This is a genomic window from Phaeobacter sp., assembly GCF_022825805.1.
GTDB lineage: Bacteria > Pseudomonadota > Alphaproteobacteria > Rhodobacterales > Rhodobacteraceae > Phaeobacter.
This window is the reverse complement of record NZ_JAJDWC010000072.1, coordinates 12991-30495: the sequence shown is the minus strand read 5'-3', so window position 1 is coordinate 30495 and position 17505 is coordinate 12991. Positions and strand designations below refer to the sequence as shown.

18 protein-coding genes and 1 riboswitch are annotated in these 17505 nt (G+C 58.5%); of the genes, 4 read left to right on the top strand and 14 right to left on the bottom strand.

The window, feature by feature from the left end; translation table 11 throughout:
* Nucleotides 1-250: 250 nt before the first annotated feature.
* The 12 genes from cmk to miaB all read right to left on the bottom strand — a co-directional run bounded on the left by cmk (nt 251) and on the right by miaB (nt 12093).
* Nucleotides 251-856 (bottom strand): (d)CMP kinase, encoded by a 606-nt coding sequence (gene cmk / locus Q0C28_RS07835; protein ID WP_293574457.1) that lies wholly within the window; start codon nt 854-856, stop codon nt 251-253.
* Nucleotides 853-2202, bottom strand: coding sequence for a 3-phosphoshikimate 1-carboxyvinyltransferase (gene aroA / locus Q0C28_RS07830; RefSeq protein ID WP_293574455.1), 1350 nt, complete (start codon nt 2200-2202; stop codon nt 853-855). Before aroA ends, cmk begins: the two co-directional genes overlap by 4 nt.
* Nucleotides 2203-2358: 156 nt before the next feature.
* Entirely contained in the window at nt 2359-3123 is a 765-nt protein-coding gene (locus Q0C28_RS07825; RefSeq protein ID WP_293574453.1) for a tRNA (guanosine(46)-N(7))-methyltransferase TrmB, read from the bottom strand.
* Nucleotides 3124-3207: 84 nt separating this feature from the next.
* Nucleotides 3208-3912, bottom strand: a complete 705-nt coding sequence (locus tag Q0C28_RS07820; protein ID WP_293574451.1) for a hypothetical protein — start codon at nt 3910-3912, stop codon at nt 3208-3210.
* Between the two features lie 295 nt (nt 3913-4207).
* Nucleotides 4208-5389, bottom strand: a complete 1182-nt coding sequence (metK, locus tag Q0C28_RS07815; RefSeq protein ID WP_293574449.1) for a methionine adenosyltransferase — start codon at nt 5387-5389, stop codon at nt 4208-4210.
* A gap of 7 nt (nt 5390-5396) precedes the next feature.
* Nucleotides 5397-5446: riboswitch (SAM-SAH riboswitch) on the bottom strand.
* A gap of 73 nt (nt 5447-5519) precedes the next feature.
* Complete coding sequence (gene lnt, locus Q0C28_RS07810; RefSeq protein WP_293574447.1) at nt 5520-7073, bottom strand: apolipoprotein N-acyltransferase; 1554 nt, start codon at nt 7071-7073, stop codon at nt 5520-5522.
* On the bottom strand, nt 7070-7969 hold the full coding sequence (locus Q0C28_RS07805) for a hemolysin family protein (protein WP_293574445.1): 900 nt from the start codon (nt 7967-7969) through the stop codon (nt 7070-7072). Before Q0C28_RS07805 ends, lnt begins: the two co-directional genes overlap by 4 nt.
* A gap of 5 nt (nt 7970-7974) precedes the next feature.
* Nucleotides 7975-8517 carry an rRNA maturation RNase YbeY gene (gene ybeY / locus Q0C28_RS07800; RefSeq protein ID WP_293574443.1) on the bottom strand — a complete coding sequence of 181 codons (543 nt, stop codon included), beginning with the start codon at nt 8515-8517 and terminating at the stop codon, nt 7975-7977.
* Between the two features lie 39 nt (nt 8518-8556).
* Entirely contained in the window at nt 8557-9564 is a 1008-nt protein-coding gene (locus Q0C28_RS07795; RefSeq protein ID WP_293574441.1) for a PhoH family protein, read from the bottom strand.
* 153 nt (nt 9565-9717) lie between these two features.
* Nucleotides 9718-10014 carry a hypothetical protein gene (locus Q0C28_RS07790; RefSeq protein ID WP_293574439.1) on the bottom strand — a complete coding sequence of 99 codons (297 nt, stop codon included), beginning with the start codon at nt 10012-10014 and terminating at the stop codon, nt 9718-9720.
* A gap of 10 nt (nt 10015-10024) precedes the next feature.
* Nucleotides 10025-10585 (bottom strand): OmpA family protein, encoded by a 561-nt coding sequence (locus tag Q0C28_RS07785; protein ID WP_293574437.1) that lies wholly within the window; start codon nt 10583-10585, stop codon nt 10025-10027.
* Nucleotides 10586-10767: 182 nt separating this feature from the next.
* Entirely contained in the window at nt 10768-12093 is a 1326-nt protein-coding gene (gene miaB / locus Q0C28_RS07780; protein WP_293574435.1) for a tRNA (N6-isopentenyl adenosine(37)-C2)-methylthiotransferase MiaB, read from the bottom strand.
* 141 nt (nt 12094-12234) lie between these two features.
* Between miaB and Q0C28_RS07775 the strand changes: the two genes are divergently transcribed.
* The gene (locus tag Q0C28_RS07775) at nt 12235-13104 is read left to right on the top strand and encodes a hypothetical protein (protein ID WP_293574433.1); all 870 of its coding nucleotides are present in this window, start codon (nt 12235-12237) and stop codon (nt 13102-13104) included.
* 22 nt (nt 13105-13126) lie between these two features.
* Here Q0C28_RS07775 and Q0C28_RS07770 read toward each other — a convergent pair whose 3' ends face one another.
* Nucleotides 13127-13924, bottom strand: a complete 798-nt coding sequence (locus Q0C28_RS07770) for a phytanoyl-CoA dioxygenase family protein (protein WP_293574431.1) — start codon at nt 13922-13924, stop codon at nt 13127-13129.
* A gap of 123 nt (nt 13925-14047) precedes the next feature.
* On the opposite strand from Q0C28_RS07770, the gene Q0C28_RS07765 reads away from it, so the two are divergent.
* Nucleotides 14048-15016, top strand: coding sequence for a LysR family transcriptional regulator (locus tag Q0C28_RS07765; RefSeq protein ID WP_293574429.1), 969 nt, complete (start codon nt 14048-14050; stop codon nt 15014-15016).
* 8 nt (nt 15017-15024) lie between these two features.
* On the opposite strand, the gene irrA is transcribed toward Q0C28_RS07765, so the two are convergent.
* The gene (irrA, locus tag Q0C28_RS07760) at nt 15025-15441 is read right to left on the bottom strand and encodes an iron response transcriptional regulator IrrA (RefSeq protein ID WP_293574428.1); all 417 of its coding nucleotides are present in this window, start codon (nt 15439-15441) and stop codon (nt 15025-15027) included.
* Nucleotides 15442-15676: 235 nt separating this feature from the next.
* Here irrA and fabA point away from each other — a divergent pair, with 235 nt between their 5' ends.
* Together fabA and fabB are read left to right on the top strand one after the other, a co-directional pair.
* A complete protein-coding gene (gene fabA / locus Q0C28_RS07755) occupies nt 15677-16186 on the top strand; it encodes a bifunctional 3-hydroxydecanoyl-ACP dehydratase/trans-2-decenoyl-ACP isomerase (RefSeq protein ID WP_293574426.1) in 510 nt (169 codons plus the stop codon).
* A gap of 44 nt (nt 16187-16230) precedes the next feature.
* The gene (fabB, locus tag Q0C28_RS07750; protein ID WP_293574424.1) at nt 16231-17460 is read left to right on the top strand and encodes a beta-ketoacyl-ACP synthase I; all 1230 of its coding nucleotides are present in this window, start codon (nt 16231-16233) and stop codon (nt 17458-17460) included.
* Nucleotides 17461-17505: the final 45 nt, after the last annotated feature.

Genomic DNA, 17505 nt, shown 5'->3' with positions numbered 1-17505 from the left:
CCGCTTCGACGCGTGCGAACGCAGCAGCCCAAATCTCCAGTCGCCTACGGCTCGTTCCGATTTGGGCTGCTGCGGTACTAACTGAAGCGGACAATTGGCATGTTACCTACACCGGACAATTCAGAATGTTCTCGACAGAGGAACCATGCAAAACAGGCGTCTTCAGGCCCAATGACCGGACGCGACCTGCCGTCGCATCGCAGATTTTGTGAGGTTTTCACGCTCGCAGCCCAAGGCCCGGGCCGACGGTTCAGCGGCGCGCCTCAATCGCGGCGATGGCCAGTTGCACGGCTTCGTCGATGGACAGGCTGCTGGTATCGATCTGCACAGCATCCTGCGCCGGTTTCAGCGGCGCCTCGGATCTGTTCATATCGCGGGCATCCCGGGCTTTCACATCCTCCAGGACCTCCGCGAGTGTCGTGGGGTGACCCGCTGCCAGCAATTCCTTTAGCCGCCGGGTCGCGCGCACTTCGGCGCTGGCAGTCACAAACAGTTTCGCCTGGGCACGCGGGCAGATCACCGTGCCAATGTCCCGCCCGTCCAGAACCGCCCCGCCTGCCCGGCGCGCAAACGCGCGCTGAAAATCGACCAAAGCCGCGCGCACCTCGGGGATGACCGCCACTTTGGATGCCGCCTGAGCCACCTCTGCGGTCCGCAGCGCCTCTGGGTTCAGATCCTCCGGCAGCAAGGCTTGCGCCGCCGCAACGGGCTTTTCACCGGCCAGCATGCGCGCGCCAACCGCCCGGTAAAGCAACCCTGTGTCCAGATGCCCAAAACCGAAATGCTGCGCAACCGCACGGGAAATGGTTCCCTTACCAGCCGCCGCGGGCCCATCTATGGCGACGGTGAAGCTCATGCCTGCGTCTCAAGCCGGGCGCCAAGCGACGTCATCAAAGGGGTGAAAATCGGGAATGATGTGGCAATCGGCGTGCTGTCATCAACTGTCACAGGTTTCTGCGCCCCCATCCCCATGACCATAAAGGACATGGCAATCCGGTGATCCAAGAAGCTTTCGCAGGTGCCACCACCTGGGACGCCCTCTGGCCCCATGCCTTCGACGGACCACCAATCATCGCCCTCATCGACAGTCACGCCATTGGCGCGCAGGCCACGCGCCATCGCATCGATGCGGTCGCTTTCCTTGACGCGCAGTTCTTTGACGCCAGCCATCATGGTCTTGCCGGTCGCAAACGATGCGACAACGGACAGAACCGGATATTCGTCGATCATTGAGGCCGCGCGCTCGGGCGGCACTTCAATCCCCTTCATGCCTGGAGAGTATTTCGCGCGCAGATCCGCGACAGGCTCACCGCCCTCTTCGCGCATGTTTTCAAACGTCAGATCCGCGCCCATGTCCTGCAATGTGTAAAACAGACCGGCACGGGTCGGGTTCAGCCCGATGCCCGGCACCAGCACATCCGACCCTGGCGTGATCAGCGCTGCACAGACAGGGAAAGCTGCGCTGGATGGATCGCGCGGAACCGCTATCTGCTGGGCCTGCAACTCGGGCTGACCGGTCAGGGTAATCACGCGGCCTTCGTTGGTGTCTTCGACCGTGATCTCTGCACCAAAGCCTGCAAGCATACGTTCGGAATGATCCCGGGTCGCTTCTTTTTCGATCACCACGGTCTTGCCAGGTGCGTTCAGCCCGGCCAGCAGGACCGCAGATTTAACCTGCGCCGAAGGCACCGGCACGGTGTAGCGCACAGGCGTTGGGTCTGCAGCGCCAACAATCGTCATCGGCAGACGGCCCTCACTGCGGCCAACAGATTGCGCGCCAAACAGGGCCAGCGGATCCGTCACACGGGCCATCGGGCGCTTGTTCAAGCTTGCATCGCCCGTGAAAGTCGCTGTGATCGGGGACGTGGCCATAACCCCCATGATCAATCGCACGCCAGTTCCGGAGTTGCCGCAGTCGATCACCTGATCTGGCTCGGCCAAACCCCCAACACCAACGCCATGGACCGACCAGCTGCCGTCCTCGTGTTTGGTCACCTCAGCGCCCATTGCACGCATCGCCTTGGCTGTGTCCAGGACGTCTTCGCCCTCCAACAGGCCCGTGATCTTGGTTTCACCAACCGCCAGCGCGCCCAGAATGATGGACCGATGAGAAATCGACTTGTCGCCCGGCACCTCTGCGACGCCAGTGAGCGGCTCCGCGCGGTGCGAGGTCATCGGGATTGGCGTGCCATGAGCGGACATTAGGAACCTTTCAAATGCTAGCGTTCACACTTGGACCTACCCAATCGCTTGGGATCGGTCCAGCGCGTTTTCCAAAACCACCCACGATTGGCCCCACTAGGCGTCTCAACGCGGTTGGCGAACTCGCCCCTCCAAGACGGCGGTCAGAGGCGACGATTAGAGGCGGCGGAATGTCATGTAATGAGGCGCGCGCCCTTCCCGCAGCGCTTTCTGCTCGTAGCGCGTGGAAATCCAATCGCCCCAAGGTTCGCGCCAATCGCTTGGCCCTTCGGCGAGCCATTCAAACCCGGCCTTGGGCACCTCTTCCATCGTCTGGCGCACATAATCGGGAATATCGGTCGCCACCCGGAAAATCGCCCCGGGCTTGAGGCATTTGGCCAACGGCTGCAGGTGCTCTGCCGTAACAAAGCGACGGCGATGGTGGCGCGCCTTTGGCCAGGGATCAGGATAGAGCAGAAACGCGCGGGAGATGGATTGCTCGGGCAAGACATCCATCAGATCACGAGCATCACCCGGATGAACCCGGATATTGCCTGCCTTGGCTCTGCGAATTTTCCCAAGGAGCATAGCAACGCCGTTGATATACGGCTCCGCACCAATGATGCCGACGTCCGGGTTGTTCGTGGCTTGGTGCACCAAATGCTCCCCGCCACCGAACCCGACCTCGAGCCAGACATCACGACCCGCAAACAAAGTGCCCAGATCCAATTTCTGGCGATCAGGGTTTTCGTCCCAACCAACCGCACCAGGGCTGAGCGCGGACAGATCCTCGTCAAGATAGCGCTGCTGGCTGTCTTTCAGTTGCTTGCCCTTGAGACGGCCGTAAAAATTACGCCAGGGTGCGCCGCTCTGATGTTTCTCAACCGCATTGGGCCGGGCATCACCGCTTGGCGCAGGGTTGTTTTCTGTGTCATCAGACATTGGGCGCATTTCCTATTGGCTGTCGAAACTGGCCGCCCATCTGCCCCAACCGCATCGCTGGGTCAAGAGATCGAAACCCGCCGCCTATGGTGCCGCGCGCAAAACACCTGCAGCAACCAGACGCATTCTGGAGGGGAACCACACATTTTCAGGCGCAGTCTCGAGTGTGCGAATGGCAAAGACCGGGTCGACATCCCGGCTGATCATGTAATCGAGATGACGAAAAATCTCAGCCTGGGTGTCGCGATAAATCCAGCTGCCAAATTCAAACGGCGTGGCCCATTGTTCATCTTTGCGCCAACGGCGGTAGTAGCTTTGCACCGCCGACGGGGACCAGTCGCGCTGATGAAATCCGATCTTTGATCCCAGGGTCATTTGCCGCTGTTCGCCCGCCAAGAAGATATCGACACAGGCGCTGACGCATTCTCCAACGACCCATGTGTCCAAAGTGTGGTCCACAACCAATTGCGCGATGCGTTCCCCTGCATAGACACTGCCACCCCCGCTGTTTAGCTGCAGCCGATTGATGGTGGGATCCTGGCCCAAGATCGCTTCGAACACATCGATATCGCTGTCGCTAATCTCCCAGATCACCCCATCCGCAGCCAGCTGATCCTCGTCATCTTCGGGGCGTTCAGTGTCATAGATCAGCGTGTTGCCATCCAATTTGAACTTCGCTGGCAGGTCGTCAGCCGCGACGGGTCCTGCGGGGCCACCCCAAGCCACGATGGCCAACACGCAGGCGGTCGCCGCGTTTCGTAAGATGGAAAAGACATGTGCTGATATCATTTGGCGTTCCGAAGCTGATTTGCGCAAATCTATGCAGGAATAGACTATGCGCAAATCGCGAGGCAACTCCAGCCCACCATCTGATACCTGCCAGATACCGGCGGGTTTGAAATGATTTATGCCTGCAACAGGATACCGCAAGCACACAATGGGCCGCCAAAGTCGCAGTATGGTGGCCTTGTCCCCGAGTGTGGCATCGCCAGGGGACCGCGCTGATGGCTCACAGCGTTTTCAATGCAAAAAGGAGCGGATGAACCGCCCCTTTTTTAACTTTTCAAAGGTCTGCCTGACCCGATCAAACCGCTTTGCGCAGCGCCTCGACAAGGTCGGTACGTTCCCAGCTGAACCCACCGTCTGCCTCTGGCTCGCGACCGAAATGCCCATAGGCTGCGGTCCGCTGATAGATCGGTTTATTCAGACCAAGATGCGAGCGGATCCCACGAGGAGTCAAATCCATGACCTTGTCGATTGCCGCTTCGATTGCTGCGGCAGGGATCTCGCCTGTGCCGTGGGTGTCGGCATAAATCGACAGGGGTTTGGAAACCCCAATCGCGTAAGACAGCTGGATTGTGCATTTGTCTGCCATGCCTGCCGCCACAACGTTTTTGGCAAGATAGCGCGCCGCATAGGCAGCGGAGCGGTCCACTTTGGTTGGATCCTTGCCGGAGAAGGCACCGCCACCGTGCGGAGCAGCGCCACCATAGGTGTCGACGATGATTTTACGGCCCGTCAGCCCGGCATCACCATCCGGCCCGCCAATCACAAACTTGCCGGTCGGGTTCACATGCCAGACCGTTTCATCGGTCAACCATCCGTCGGGCAGCGTTTCCCGAATATAGGGTTCCACAATGCCGCGAATGTCGTTGGAGGTAAGCGATTCATCCAAATGCTGAGTGGACAGAACCAGGGAGCTAACGCGCACAGGCTTGCCGTTTTCATAGACCACGGACAGCTGCGATTTTGCGTCCGGACCCAACGCAGGCTCGGTGCCGTTTTTACGCACCTCAGCCAGGCGACGCAGGATCGCGTGGCTGTACTGAATCGGCGCTGGCATCAACGCAGTGGTTTCATTGGTCGCAAACCCAAACATGATGCCTTGGTCGCCGGCACCCTCGTCTTTGTCAGCGGCGGCATCGACACCCTGCGCGATATGCGCGGATTGTTCGTGCAGCAGATTGGTGATTTCCACCGTCTCATGGTGGAATTTGTCTTGCTCGTAGCCGATGTCTTTGATGCAGGCGCGCGCGATTTCATCGATGCGGCCCATATATTCGCTCAGCTTTGCCTGATCAGACAGACCCACCTCACCACCAATGACCACGCGATTGGTGGTGGCAAAGGTTTCGGCCGCAACGCGGGCCTCGGGCTCTTCGGTCAGAAAGGCATCAAGAACAGCGTCCGAGATACGGTCACAGACCTTATCTGGGTGGCCTTCGGAAACGGACTCCGAGGTGAACGTGTAATTTGGTCGTGTCATGGAAAGGTGCTCCGTTAGGTTTAAGACTGCCACGCCAGGAAGCCGTTGTGACAATCATCGGACCGCATTACGCGGGCTGACGTTTTTCGTCAATCAATAATGCGGAACATAGGGCGCAGAGGTTAAACAGCTATGACCGTCGCGCACGGCCAGAAACAAAAAACACCCCACCCAGCGCCAACACAACGCAGAGGACAAACACGGGCCAATCGCCCGTGCGCGCATAAAGCGTCGGGGGCAACGGCAGCGGCAGTATTGCATCCACAAATCCTGCCTCCCCGAGAGGGATATCCTTCAGCACCCGACCATAGGGGTCGATCATGGCAGAGACACCCGTATTGGCCACCCGGACCATGGGCAGGCCCTGTTCGATGGCCCGCATTCGCGCCTGAACCAGATGCTGGAAGGGGCCGGAAAACGTACCAAACCAGGCATCATTGGTGATCTGGATCAGCACAGCAGGTCGCTCTGGCGCGGCATTCACATCCTGCGGAAATACCGCCTCATAACAGATCAATGGCAGCGCCTTGCCCACCGCCAGATCCAGGATCTGCGGCCCGGGTCCCGCAGCGTATCCGGCCCCAGCCTGGGAGGCAAAACCGTAGATGCCAAAGCGGGCCATGAAATTGCCTGCCGGGATGTATTCGCCAAAGGGCACAAGATGCGCTTTGTCATAGATCTGCCCTGGGGTCCCATCAGGGTCCAGCACCACTGCGGAGTTGTAGTATCGCCCGTCTTGCCGCCGCTGTATTCCCAGCAACAACTGCGCATCACCGGCCGCTTTGGCGATATGGGCCAGCACATCCTCGGCGTCATTCAACATCATCGGAACGGCTGTTTCCGGCCAAACAATCAAATCTGGCGCGCCAATCGCAGGGTCTGCCGAGGCTTCGGTGAACGCGACCTGGCGGCGCACAAAGGACCAGCGCAAATCGGGGTGCCATTTTTCGTCCTGCGGCGCATTTGGCTGCACGATGCGCACCACATCAGATCCGAGCGGCGCAACAGGTGGCTTTGGCGCGGCCAGCACCACGGCGCAGACGACACAAATCGGTGCCAGCGCCAGAACAGGCCGCACCCGCAGCAGCGCAAGCGGCAGCCCCGCCAACAGTGTCAGAACAGCCAAACCATGGGGGCCGACATAGGGCAAAAGATGGATCACAGGCGTATCGATCCAGAACTGGCCAAAGGCCGCCCAGGGCAAACCGGTGAGCAGATAGGCACGGCCAAATTCAGCCAGTGACCACAGCCCAATCAACAAACACAAACGGGCCATCGCAGCGCGCGGGCTGGACACATCGCGCCTCCGCGCAACGGCGCCCACCGCCCCAAAGGCCAAAGCCCAGAACAAGGACAGCCCGAATGCGAGCCCAAGCACCGCAAACGGCGCCATCCAAGCATAGCGGTCAGCGTCTACCTGAAATGGTTCATAGATCCACGACATCGCAACGCCGAAATACGCAGTGCCCAGGATACAGCCCAAAATCGCAGCGTGCTTTGCGGTGGGCGCGCGCAACACCAAGGCGCCAACGCCACCCAAACAGAGAGGCACCAACCAGACGTAGTGGAACGGCGCCAGCCCAAGCGCCAGACCCGCCCCAAGGACAAGCGCGCCCAGATAGGTCAGCAGACGGCTTGCACCTGTGCCGCCAGCGGCAACAACATCACCGTCTATTTGGATCATGCCGCAGTGTCAGGCAGACGCACGCGCAAACGTTTGATGCGCCTTGGATCAGCGTCGAGCACCTCAAACTCCGGCCCATCGGGGTGTTGGATCACCTCACCACGGGCGGGCACCCGGCCCGACAGCATAAAGACCAAGCCACCCAACGAGTCGATTTCTTCCCCATCCACATCATCATGGCTGGTCAGGGAACGGCCGATCTCGCTTTCGAATTCATCCAGCGGTGTGCGCGCCTGCGCCAGATAGCAGCCCGGTTTTTCGCGCACCCAGGTGCGATCCTCGCCCGCATCATGCTCGTCTTCGATTTCGCCAACGACCTGCTCGATCAGATCTTCGATCGTCAGCAGACCGTCCACACCACCGTATTCATCGATGACCAAGGCCATATGCCGCCGCTCTGCCTGCATTTTTGCCAACAGAACGCCAATTGGCATCGACGGTGGCACAAACAGCAATGGTCGGGCCATGTCGGCCAGATCGAAATCTGCATCACTGCCGTTGAATCCATGCATCAAGGCAAAGTCCTTGAGGTGGACGAAGCCGATCGGCGTATCCAGCGTGCCTTCGTAGATCGGCACACGGGTGAAACCGCTGTCGCGAAAGACCTGGACCAGCTCATCACGGGGGGTGTTGGCAGGAATGGCAGTGATCTCTGCCGCGGGGATGGCCACGTCCTCAACACGCAGACGGCGCAGGTTGATCATCCCGTGCGGCTGTGTAGGCGGATCCTCGCCCGGCACCGTCTCCTCGCCGTCATCCCGTTCGGCCGGCGCAAATGAGCTGAATATACGCCCCAAAAACCCGGCGGACTGTTCTGCTGGTGCCAATTCACCAGCTGTGTTTGCGTTCCCCAGCGCGCCCTGCGCTGCGTTAGAACTGCCGTCTATGTCGCCCATCTTTCCTATCCGATACGCCCCGCAACAGGGCTGTCTTCCACCATATATGGGTTATCTACACCCATTTTGCCAAGTAGCTCGATCTCAAGACTTTCCATCAACGTGGCGTCTTGGTCACGGATGTGATCATAGCCAAAGAGATGCAATAAACCATGAACAATCAAATGACGCAGATGATCCGCCAGCGGTTTTTGCGCTTCATTGGCTTCACGTTCACAGGTCTCAAATGCGATGGCGATATCCCCGAGCGGTATTTCACCCGTGAAATCAGGCTCAGGCACTGCCGGGCGATCACCAGCGACATCAACACCACGCTCCTGCGCAGGCCAGCTGAGCACATTGGTCGGAACCGGCTTGCCACGAAACTCGCGGTTCAGCTCGGCGATCCGCAGATCATCGCATCCCAGCACCGAAATCTCGCAATCCGCATCAGCAATGCAGAAATGCTCCAGCACGATCTGGACTGCCTCGTCCGTCAGATCCTCCAACTTGGCCGCCTGCCAGCGTGGATCTTCGATTGTCACTTCCAGCGTCACTTTCGCCACCATGTTGCTATGTTCGTCCGCAAGCCCACCTGGCGCAGGACGTCAGGCCGGTTTTTCATCAGCCTCATAGGCCTCAATGATGGCGGCGACCAGCGGGTGGCGCACAACGTCACGTGATGTGAAGTAGTTGAAGCTGATCTTGGGGATAGTTTTCAACAGACGTTCGGCATCCGCCAACCCGGATGATACCCCACGTGGCAAATCAACCTGGCTGCGGTCGCCCGTGATGACCATCCTGGAACCTTCCCCGAGGCGGGTCAGAAACATCTTCATCTGCATCGTGGTGGCGTTTTGCGCCTCATCCAGCACCACAAAGGCATTGGAAAGCGTCCGACCGCGCATAAAGGCCAGCGGCGCAATCTCGATCTGTTTTTCTTCCAGCAGCTTCGCCAGCTGTTTGCCCGGCAGAAAATCGTTCAACGCGTCATACAAGGGCTGCATATAAGGGTCGACCTTGTCCTTCATATCCCCCGGCAGATAGCCGAGCTTTTCGCCCGCCTCCACGGCCGGACGGCTCAGGATGATTTTATCAACCTGACCGTTGATGAACATGCTGACGCCCACAGCAACCGCCAGATAGGTCTTACCAGTGCCCGCCGGGCCAATACCAAATGCCAGCTCATGCTCGAACAGCGACTGCACATAGGCTTTCTGGGCATCTGTGCGTGGTTCAACCAATTTCTTGCGTGTCTTGATCTCGACCTTTCCGCCGCGAAACATCTCAAGCTGGCTGCCCGGCTCGGAGGGTTCCGCCTGCCCCATGCGCAGCTCGCGGTCGATATCGCCATCTTCGACGCTGCGCCCGGTTTCAAGCCGATCATAAAGCGCAACCAGTACCGCCGCCGCCTGATCGCGTGCCGCTTCCTCTCCCAGGACCGAGAGCTGGTTGCCGCGTCGGACGATCTGCACGCCTAGTTTTTGTTCGAGTGAAGCAAGATTGCGATCATATTCACCGCAGAGATCGATCAGCAACCGGTTGTCAGGAAATTCCAACAGCGCCTCATGCGACGCATCCTGTTGCTGTGTTGGGGTCAATGTGCCTGTGGCCAAGCCCGTCTCCTGTTCATTGCGTTGTGGGTCAAGTGTGCCTCTCCGCTTGCCATGGCGCAAGTCGCAGGCGCGCAATTTCTTGCGACTGACACAAATAGGCCGCCGAACGACGGCGGCCATCACCCTGTCGAAACGATCAAGATGCTGCGCAAACTAGATCAAATCAGAGAAATCAGAACCGGATTTGAACGGGCCGACTGCTGTGTTCGGCTCGGCAATACCGGAGCAGACAGGGCGACCATCCGGACCCAGCCTCTGCGACAGGTAACCCTCGACGCCATCATCAATGATCCAATGATCACACCCCTGCGGGTCCACCCAGATGCCGGCTTTCAGCTGTGACAGGTCCTTGCTGTCAAACCCGCGATCAATTGTCTTGTCGGTTTTTTCACCGCAAGCGGAAACAACGCCCAAGGCCGCAATCAGGCCAATCATCTTCAACGTTTTCATCAGACCAACCTCACCGCAGACAAATGATTTCAACGCGGCGGTTCTGCGCCATGTTGCTGGCGGATGTATTGGGAACCCGTGGGTCGCGTTCACCATATCCGCGGGCTTCCAAAATACGCACTCCGGCGGCCTCGCCGACCTTTGCAACGGAATTGGCCCGACGCTGCGACAGGCGCATGTTGTATTCATCCGATGCCCGATTGTCAGTGTGCCCGCCAATGATGAACGCCCGTGCATCCGCCGTTTCAAAAAACTGCCGGAGTCTGTCCTGCCCTGCTTTGCTCAGCCGATACTGATTGGTGGAAAAGAACTGATCACTCGGCATCACGCCGCAGATTTCGGCGCGGCGGCAGACCGGTTTGCCATCCGGCGTGACATGCGGGGTCATAAACCCCTCCGCGCCATCATCCATGACCCAATGTTCGCAGCCATCAGGGTCCACCCAAATGGTCGGCACATATCTTTGACCTGTGCCATCAAACGCACTTTGCGCATGCCCCACGGTGCCGATTGCCCCCCACAACACAGCGGCCATCAGCAGTGACAAGTGTTTGGAAATTGGTGCCGACACGGCTGCCCCCCTGACCTCAGTCCTTGATTCCATACGTCTTTTGCCTGACCAAGCCACAAGAGAGCCAGCAGGCCATTTCTGCTGACTTTGGCAGATATTGCAGTGTGATGACAACGGCAGACTGTGGCCGAGCAAAGGAATTCCCTCATTCGCTCGGCCAAAAGCCACGCAGCGCGCCGGGATCAGTCGATCAGTTCGCCCGCCAAGGAGTTGGGGCCCGACGATACAATCCGAACGCGCGCAAGATCGCCGATTTCGCGGGTACAGTCGGACACGTGAACCGCATGGAGGTAGTCGGATTTGCCAACCATCTGACCGGGGAAGCGGCCTTTCTTTTCAAAAAGAACACCAACCTCGCGGCCAACCATGCTGTCCTGGATTTCGCGCTGCTGCTGAGTCAGCAGCGCCTGCAATCGCTGCAACCGGTCGTCTGCAGCGGCGGGATCCACCTGCGCACGCTCCGCAGCGGGGGTGCCCGGCCGGGTCGAGTATTTGAAGGAATAGGCGGTGCCGTACCGCACTTCCTTCACCAAATCCATCGTGGCCTGAAAATCCTCTTCGGTCTCTTCCGGGAAGCCCACAATGAAATCACCGGACAACAGAATATCCGGGCGCGCCGCTCGAATGCGTTCGATCACCCGAAGATAGCTTTCGGCCGTGTGCGACCGGTTCATCCGCTTGAGGATCTTGTCCGACCCCGATTGCACCGGCAGATGCAGATAGGGCATCAGCTTACTGCAGGTGCCATGTGCTTCGATCAGGTCATCCTGCATGTCGTTTGGATGCGAGGTCGTGAAGCGAATGCGCTGCAGCCCGTCGATCTTGTCCAGCTCCCAGATAAGCTGGGCAAGCGTCCAATCGCTGCCGTCCGTGCCTGCGCCGTGATAGGCGTTCACGTTCTGCCCAAGAAGGGTGATTTCGCGCACACCCCGTTCGACAAGATCTCGCGCCTCGCTGAGGATCCGGTCCACCGGGCGGCTGACCTCGGCACCACGGGTGTAGGGCACAACGCAGAAGGCACAAAATTTGTCGCACCCTTCCTGCACCGTAAGAAATGCCGCTGGGCCGCGCTTTGCCTTGGGGCGGCGCTTCAGGCGCTCAAATTTGTCTTCTTCGGGAAAATCCGTGTCCAGCACCTTATCACCCGTGCGGGCTTTGGCTTCCATTTCGGGCAGCCGGTGATAGCTCTGCGGTCCAACGACCAGATCCACGAGCGGCTGGCGGCGCATGATTTCTTCGCCTTCGGCCTGCGCGACACATCCGGCCACACCGATTTTGAGATCCGGTTTTTCCGCTTTCAGCCCCTTGAAACGGCCCAATTCGGAATAGACCTTTTCAGCGGCTTTTTCCCGGATATGGCAGGTGTTGAGCAAAATCATATCCGCATCATCAGCCGATTTCGTCTCCACATAGCCCTGTTCGCCCAGCGTTTCTGCCATGCGTTCACTGTCATAGACATTCATCTGACAGCCGTAGGTTTTGATAAACAGCTTTTTCGGAGCGCTCATGGGGACTACCTTTACAGCGTGAAACGAAACCACAAAGACGCATCTGAGGCGCGGCTTTGCTTGCATTGGGCGGGCGGATACCTGATTTTATCGCCAAAGGCCAGACATCGAAGCTGGTGAACAAAGGCGAGCACACGAAAGATGATGCATTCTTCTGTCGACGAGTTTCTGGCAAATGCACCTCAGACCGTCAAAACCGGACCGCTCGCGCTGGTCTTTGTAGAGGACAACATCGAAGTCGCAACCACCCTGCGCCATCACCTGCAACAGGGGTTCCAAACCGTCGTTGCGCTGATGCCTGATGATTTTGCGCTGCCCTACGACATTGAAACCCAGGTCCATCGCGTGTCTCACCCCAAAACGGACAGACGGCAGGTCACAGAGACGCTGAACAAAGTGATTGAGGCCAGCACACCTGGGTGCTGGGTCTACTATTGTTTCAATGCAGAATACCTGTTCTTCCCGTTCTGCGAAACGCGCAGCATCGGCGACATGTTGCGCTTTCACACCGAAGAACGGCGCAAGTCGATGCTGACCTATGTCATTGATCTTTATGCACAGGATCTGGGTGATCATCCCAATGGCGTCTCGCTGGAAACGGCCCATCTGGACAAGTCTGGATATTTTGCTCAGGCACGGATTGCCCCCGAAACCGGGCACCCGCTCGAGCGGCAATTGGAATTCTATGGCGGTATTCGCTGGCGCTACGAAGAGCATATCCCGGAATTCAGCCGCCGCATCGACAGGGTGTCTCTGTTCCGGACCAAACAGGGGTTGAAGCACCTCGAGGATCACCGCTTCAATCTGGAAGAATACAACACCTACGCCTGCCCCTGGCACAACAACCTGACGGCCGCGATCTGTTCTTTTCGCACCACGAAAGCGCTGAAGCGCAACCCAGGATCCTCCTTCGAGATCCCGTCATTCTATTGGCAAAACTCAATCGCGTTTCAGTGGAATTCCCGTCAACTGATGGATCTTGGCCTGATTGAGCCGGGCCAATGGTTCTGACCCGGCTCTGTGGCAATGGCGCTTAGCGCTGCAGCAGAATGGGGAACCAATCCTGTCGCAGCATTTGGCCGGGCACCATGTCATGGCCGGGGAATGGCGGTGATGTCGGGCCTGGCCGCTCGATGTAGCGCGCATCATCCCCCACCAGACGCAGGGAGAAGGCCCGCCGCCGGGATCCGCTGGTGTTGCCACGGGCGCCGTGCAACGTGCGGTAGTTGAAGGCCACGGCATCCCCAGGCTCCATTTCCCATTCCAGAACGGTCATGCCCTCCGCATCGGGATCTGGGACCGCCATATATTGACCCTCATCAGCAAAGAACCCCTCCTCAGACACCCAACGTGTTGGCAGCACTTCTTTTTCCCAGGCATGCGATCCCGCCACACAGCGCAACGAGGCCTCTTTCACCGGATCAAGGGGCGACCAAAAGCTGATGGTCTGGCGACCCTCGACGAAATAGTAAGGACCATCCTGGTGCCAGGGCGTCGGCATCGACGTTCCCGGCTCCTTGACCAAAACGTGGTCGTGGAACATCTGCACCCGCTTGGACTGCATCAGATCGGCCGCCACCTCTGCAACCGGAGAGGCCTGGATCGCGGTTTCAAACTGCGCGATTCGGGTCCAATTGCAGTAGTCATCGAAAAACCGCCCAGTCTGCCCCTGCTTTTCGTTGTTCGATGCATAGGGGCCGGGTTCGGCCATATTGGCCTCCACGCCACTGCGCAGCAGGTCAACCTGATCGGCAAACAAGCCTTTGATAAAGACCACACCGTCGCGCTGAAACTGGTCGATGTGATCCTGTGTAATGAGGGAATGTACCATGGTTTTTATCCCGATCCTGATGGTTGTCGTCGCCCCAACACCAAATGGGGCCGTCTCCATGGCAGGTTGTGACAAAATCAGGTAGGTATTCAAATAATACCTCAACATAAAATATATATGTAAATGTTATATCTCACTTTGCGCCACTACGAATATGTCGTTGCCATTGCCCAGCATGGCAGCTTTTCGGCTGCGGCAGAGGCGCTGCATGTCAGTCAGCCTGCGCTATCTACCGCCCTGATCCGCATTGAAGCGCAGGTGGGAAAAACGCTGTTCTTACGCAAACGTGGCGCCGCCGTGGTTCTGACCCCCGATGGCCGCAGGTTCTCGGAAACCGCGCAACGCCTGTTGGAGCAAGCGGCGCGACTGGAGCAGCAATCTTCTCATCCAGATGTGGCCCAGGACCTTGTCATCGGCTGTTTCAGTGATTTGGCACCATTCGTACTGGCCCCGCTGCTGCAGGAGCTGCGGACCGCCCTGCCAAATGTCGCCATCAAATATCGGATTGATCCGTTCGAACCCCTGCTGGAGGCGATGTCGCGCGGGGATTTGGACATGACGATCACCTATGATCTTGGCATTGATGCACATTTCCATCGCAGCGAATTGTGCCATCAGATCCCCGTCGCCCTGATGCCACCGGATCACCCCCTTGCCCAGCAATCAGAGATCTCGCTGGATACGCTCGCCGACCACCCGCTGATCCTGTCGCAAGAGGGTCTGTCGATCCGCCATATGCTGTCGCTGTTCAAATCGATCGGCCGTCGACCGCGGATCGCGCATCGCTCCGCGTCGCTGGAACTCTTGCGCAGCCTGGCCGCCCATAACGAAGGCGTCGGGCTGACCTATTCCTGCCCCGCCCATAGTCTGACACCGGCGGGCAAACAGATCGTTGCAGTCCCTATTGTCGACAGTCTGGCTGTCGAGCCGATTGTGGCAGTCACACATACGGACGCAACAAAAGGGTCGTTGATCGACACAGTGCAAGAGATTGCCCGCTCCGTTATTGCGACGACAATCACCAACGCCCAGCACACAGATCCCCAGCACACCAATGCCGGGCACGGTGGCACCCAGAACCGTGACGCCTAAAGGTCAGATCAGATTTTGCGCAGCCGGATCACAACATCAACGGATGCGATCTCCACCCCGTTTGGCGCGGCAGGGAGACGCTGAATTACCAATTGATCGGACGGTGCGTCAGACAAACGCCCGTCTTCTTCCCAGTAAAAATGCGGATGATCATGGGTGTTGGTGTCAAAATAGCTTTTTGACCCATCAACGGTGATTTCCTGCAGCACACCAGCATCGCAAAACGCGCGCAGCGTGTTGTAAACGGTCGCAAGCGACACCGCTGCGCCCTTGTCCTTCGCAGCGTCAAACAGGCTCTCAGCCGTCACATGACGATGCTTGCCATCTCCAACCAGCAGCTCTGCAAGCGCAACACGTTGCCGTGTCGGGCGCAATCCGGCTGCTACCAGCCAGTCGGTTGCGATTTCAGAACGTGTAGGCGTCATAAAGCGGGTCCTGCTTAGCGTTGCTAGCGACATATATATGCAGAAATTGCGGTTGCGTTCAAATCAATTTGCGCCTGGGATAAGGCGGATATCCCTTTATCAGAATAGAAAAACCCAAAGGACACAGCCGTTCGCCCTGTTTGCGGCAGTGGGTCGCAACGCTTGCAGGAGAGTCGAATCGGGTGCTACAGGGGGCCAGCTAAACGAACCACCATAAGGCAGGAGAAGCGCCAGCATGGCCGATTACCCCAGCAGCTTTGACAAAGACGATTTGCTGAAATGTGCAAGAGGCGAGCTGTTCGGCCCCGGCAACGCCCAGCTGCCTGCTCCGCCCATGTTGATGATGGACCGTATTACCGAGGTCTCTGCTGACGGCGGTGCCCATGGCAAAGGCCATATTGTTGCGGAATTCGACATCACGCCGGACCTGTGGTTTTTCGATTGCCATTTCCCCGGCAACCCGATCATGCCCGGCTGTCTTGGCCTTGACGGTCTGTGGCAGCTGACAGGGTTCAATCTGGGCTGGCGCGGATGGCTGGGGCGCGGCTATGCTCTGGGTGTTGGTGAAGTGAAACTGACCGGCATGGTTCGCCCGGACCGCAAGATGCTGACCTACAAAGTCGATTTCACCAAAGCGATCCAAACACGCCGTTTGACCATGGGCGTTGCAGACGGCATCGTCGAAGCGGACGGTGAAGTCATCTACCAGGTCAAAGACATGAAGGTCGCCCTGTCCGAAAGCTAATCCACAGCTTTCCCGGCACCTGAAGCAAAATAGGAGAACGCAACATGCGTCGCGTCGTCGTCACCGGTCTGGGCATCGTGTCCTCGATCGGCAACACTGCGGAAGAGGTTATTGCCTCTTTGAAAGCTGGCAAATCCGGCATCGAAGCCAGCCCTGAAATGGCCGAACACGGGTTCCGCAGCCAGGTTGCCGGCACGTTGAAACTGGACGTGAGCGAGCATGTCGACAAACGGACCCTGCGTTTCATGGGTGCAGGCGCCGCCTATGCGCATATCGCGATGAACCAGGCGATCCAGGATTCCGGGCTGAGCGAAGAGCAGGTTGTAAACGAACGCACAGGGCTTGTTGCTGGGTCTGGCGGACCGTCCACCTCCGCGATGCTGACGGCGCATCAAACGGTTCTGAAAACCGGCGCATCCAAACGGATCGGTCCGTTCGCCGTGCCAAAATGCATGTCCTCCACCATCTCTGCGAACCTCGCGACGGCGTTCAAGATCAAGGGTATCAACTACTCGATCACCTCGGCCTGTTCGACGTCGCTGCACTGCATCGGCAATGCGGCTGAACAGATCATGATGGGCAAACAGGATGTGATGTTTGCAGGCGGTGGCGAGGAATTGGACTGGACCCTGTCGTGCCTGTTTGACGCGATGGGCGCGATGTCCTCGAAATACAACGACACCCCTGAAAAAGCCTCTCGCGCATTTGACCAGGACCGTGATGGCTTCGTCATCTCGGGCGGCGGCGGCATTGTGGTGCTCGAAGACCTCGACCACGCGCTGGCACGTGGTGCGAAAATCTATGCTGAGATCACCGGTTTCGCCGCAACCTCCGATGGCCACGACATGGTCGCGCCATCCGGCGAAGGCGGCGAGCGGGCGATGCGCCTCGCACTCCAGTCTCTGCCAGAGGGCCGGAAGGTCGACTACATCAATGCACATGGCACCTCTACCCCGGTGGGTGATGTTGGCGAAGTCGAAGCCGCGCGCCGCGTTTTTGGCGCGGGCAACGTGCCTCCCATTTCCTCCACCAAATCGATGACCGGCCACGCCCAAGGCGCCGCTGGCGCGTTGGAGGCAATCTTCTGCCTGCTGATGTTGGACAACGATTTCATCGCCCCCTCGATCAATGTGGACACGCTGGCCGAAGGCATTGCGCCCGAAGAAGTCGCCACATCGCTGGTCGAAAACGCAGGACTCGACAGTGTGATGACCAACAGCTTTGGCTTTGGTGGCACCAACGGCTCTATGGTGATGAGCAAATACAAGGCCTGAGTTCAGGCAAGGTTTAAGGGCCGCAAGACTTGTGGAAGTCAGAGT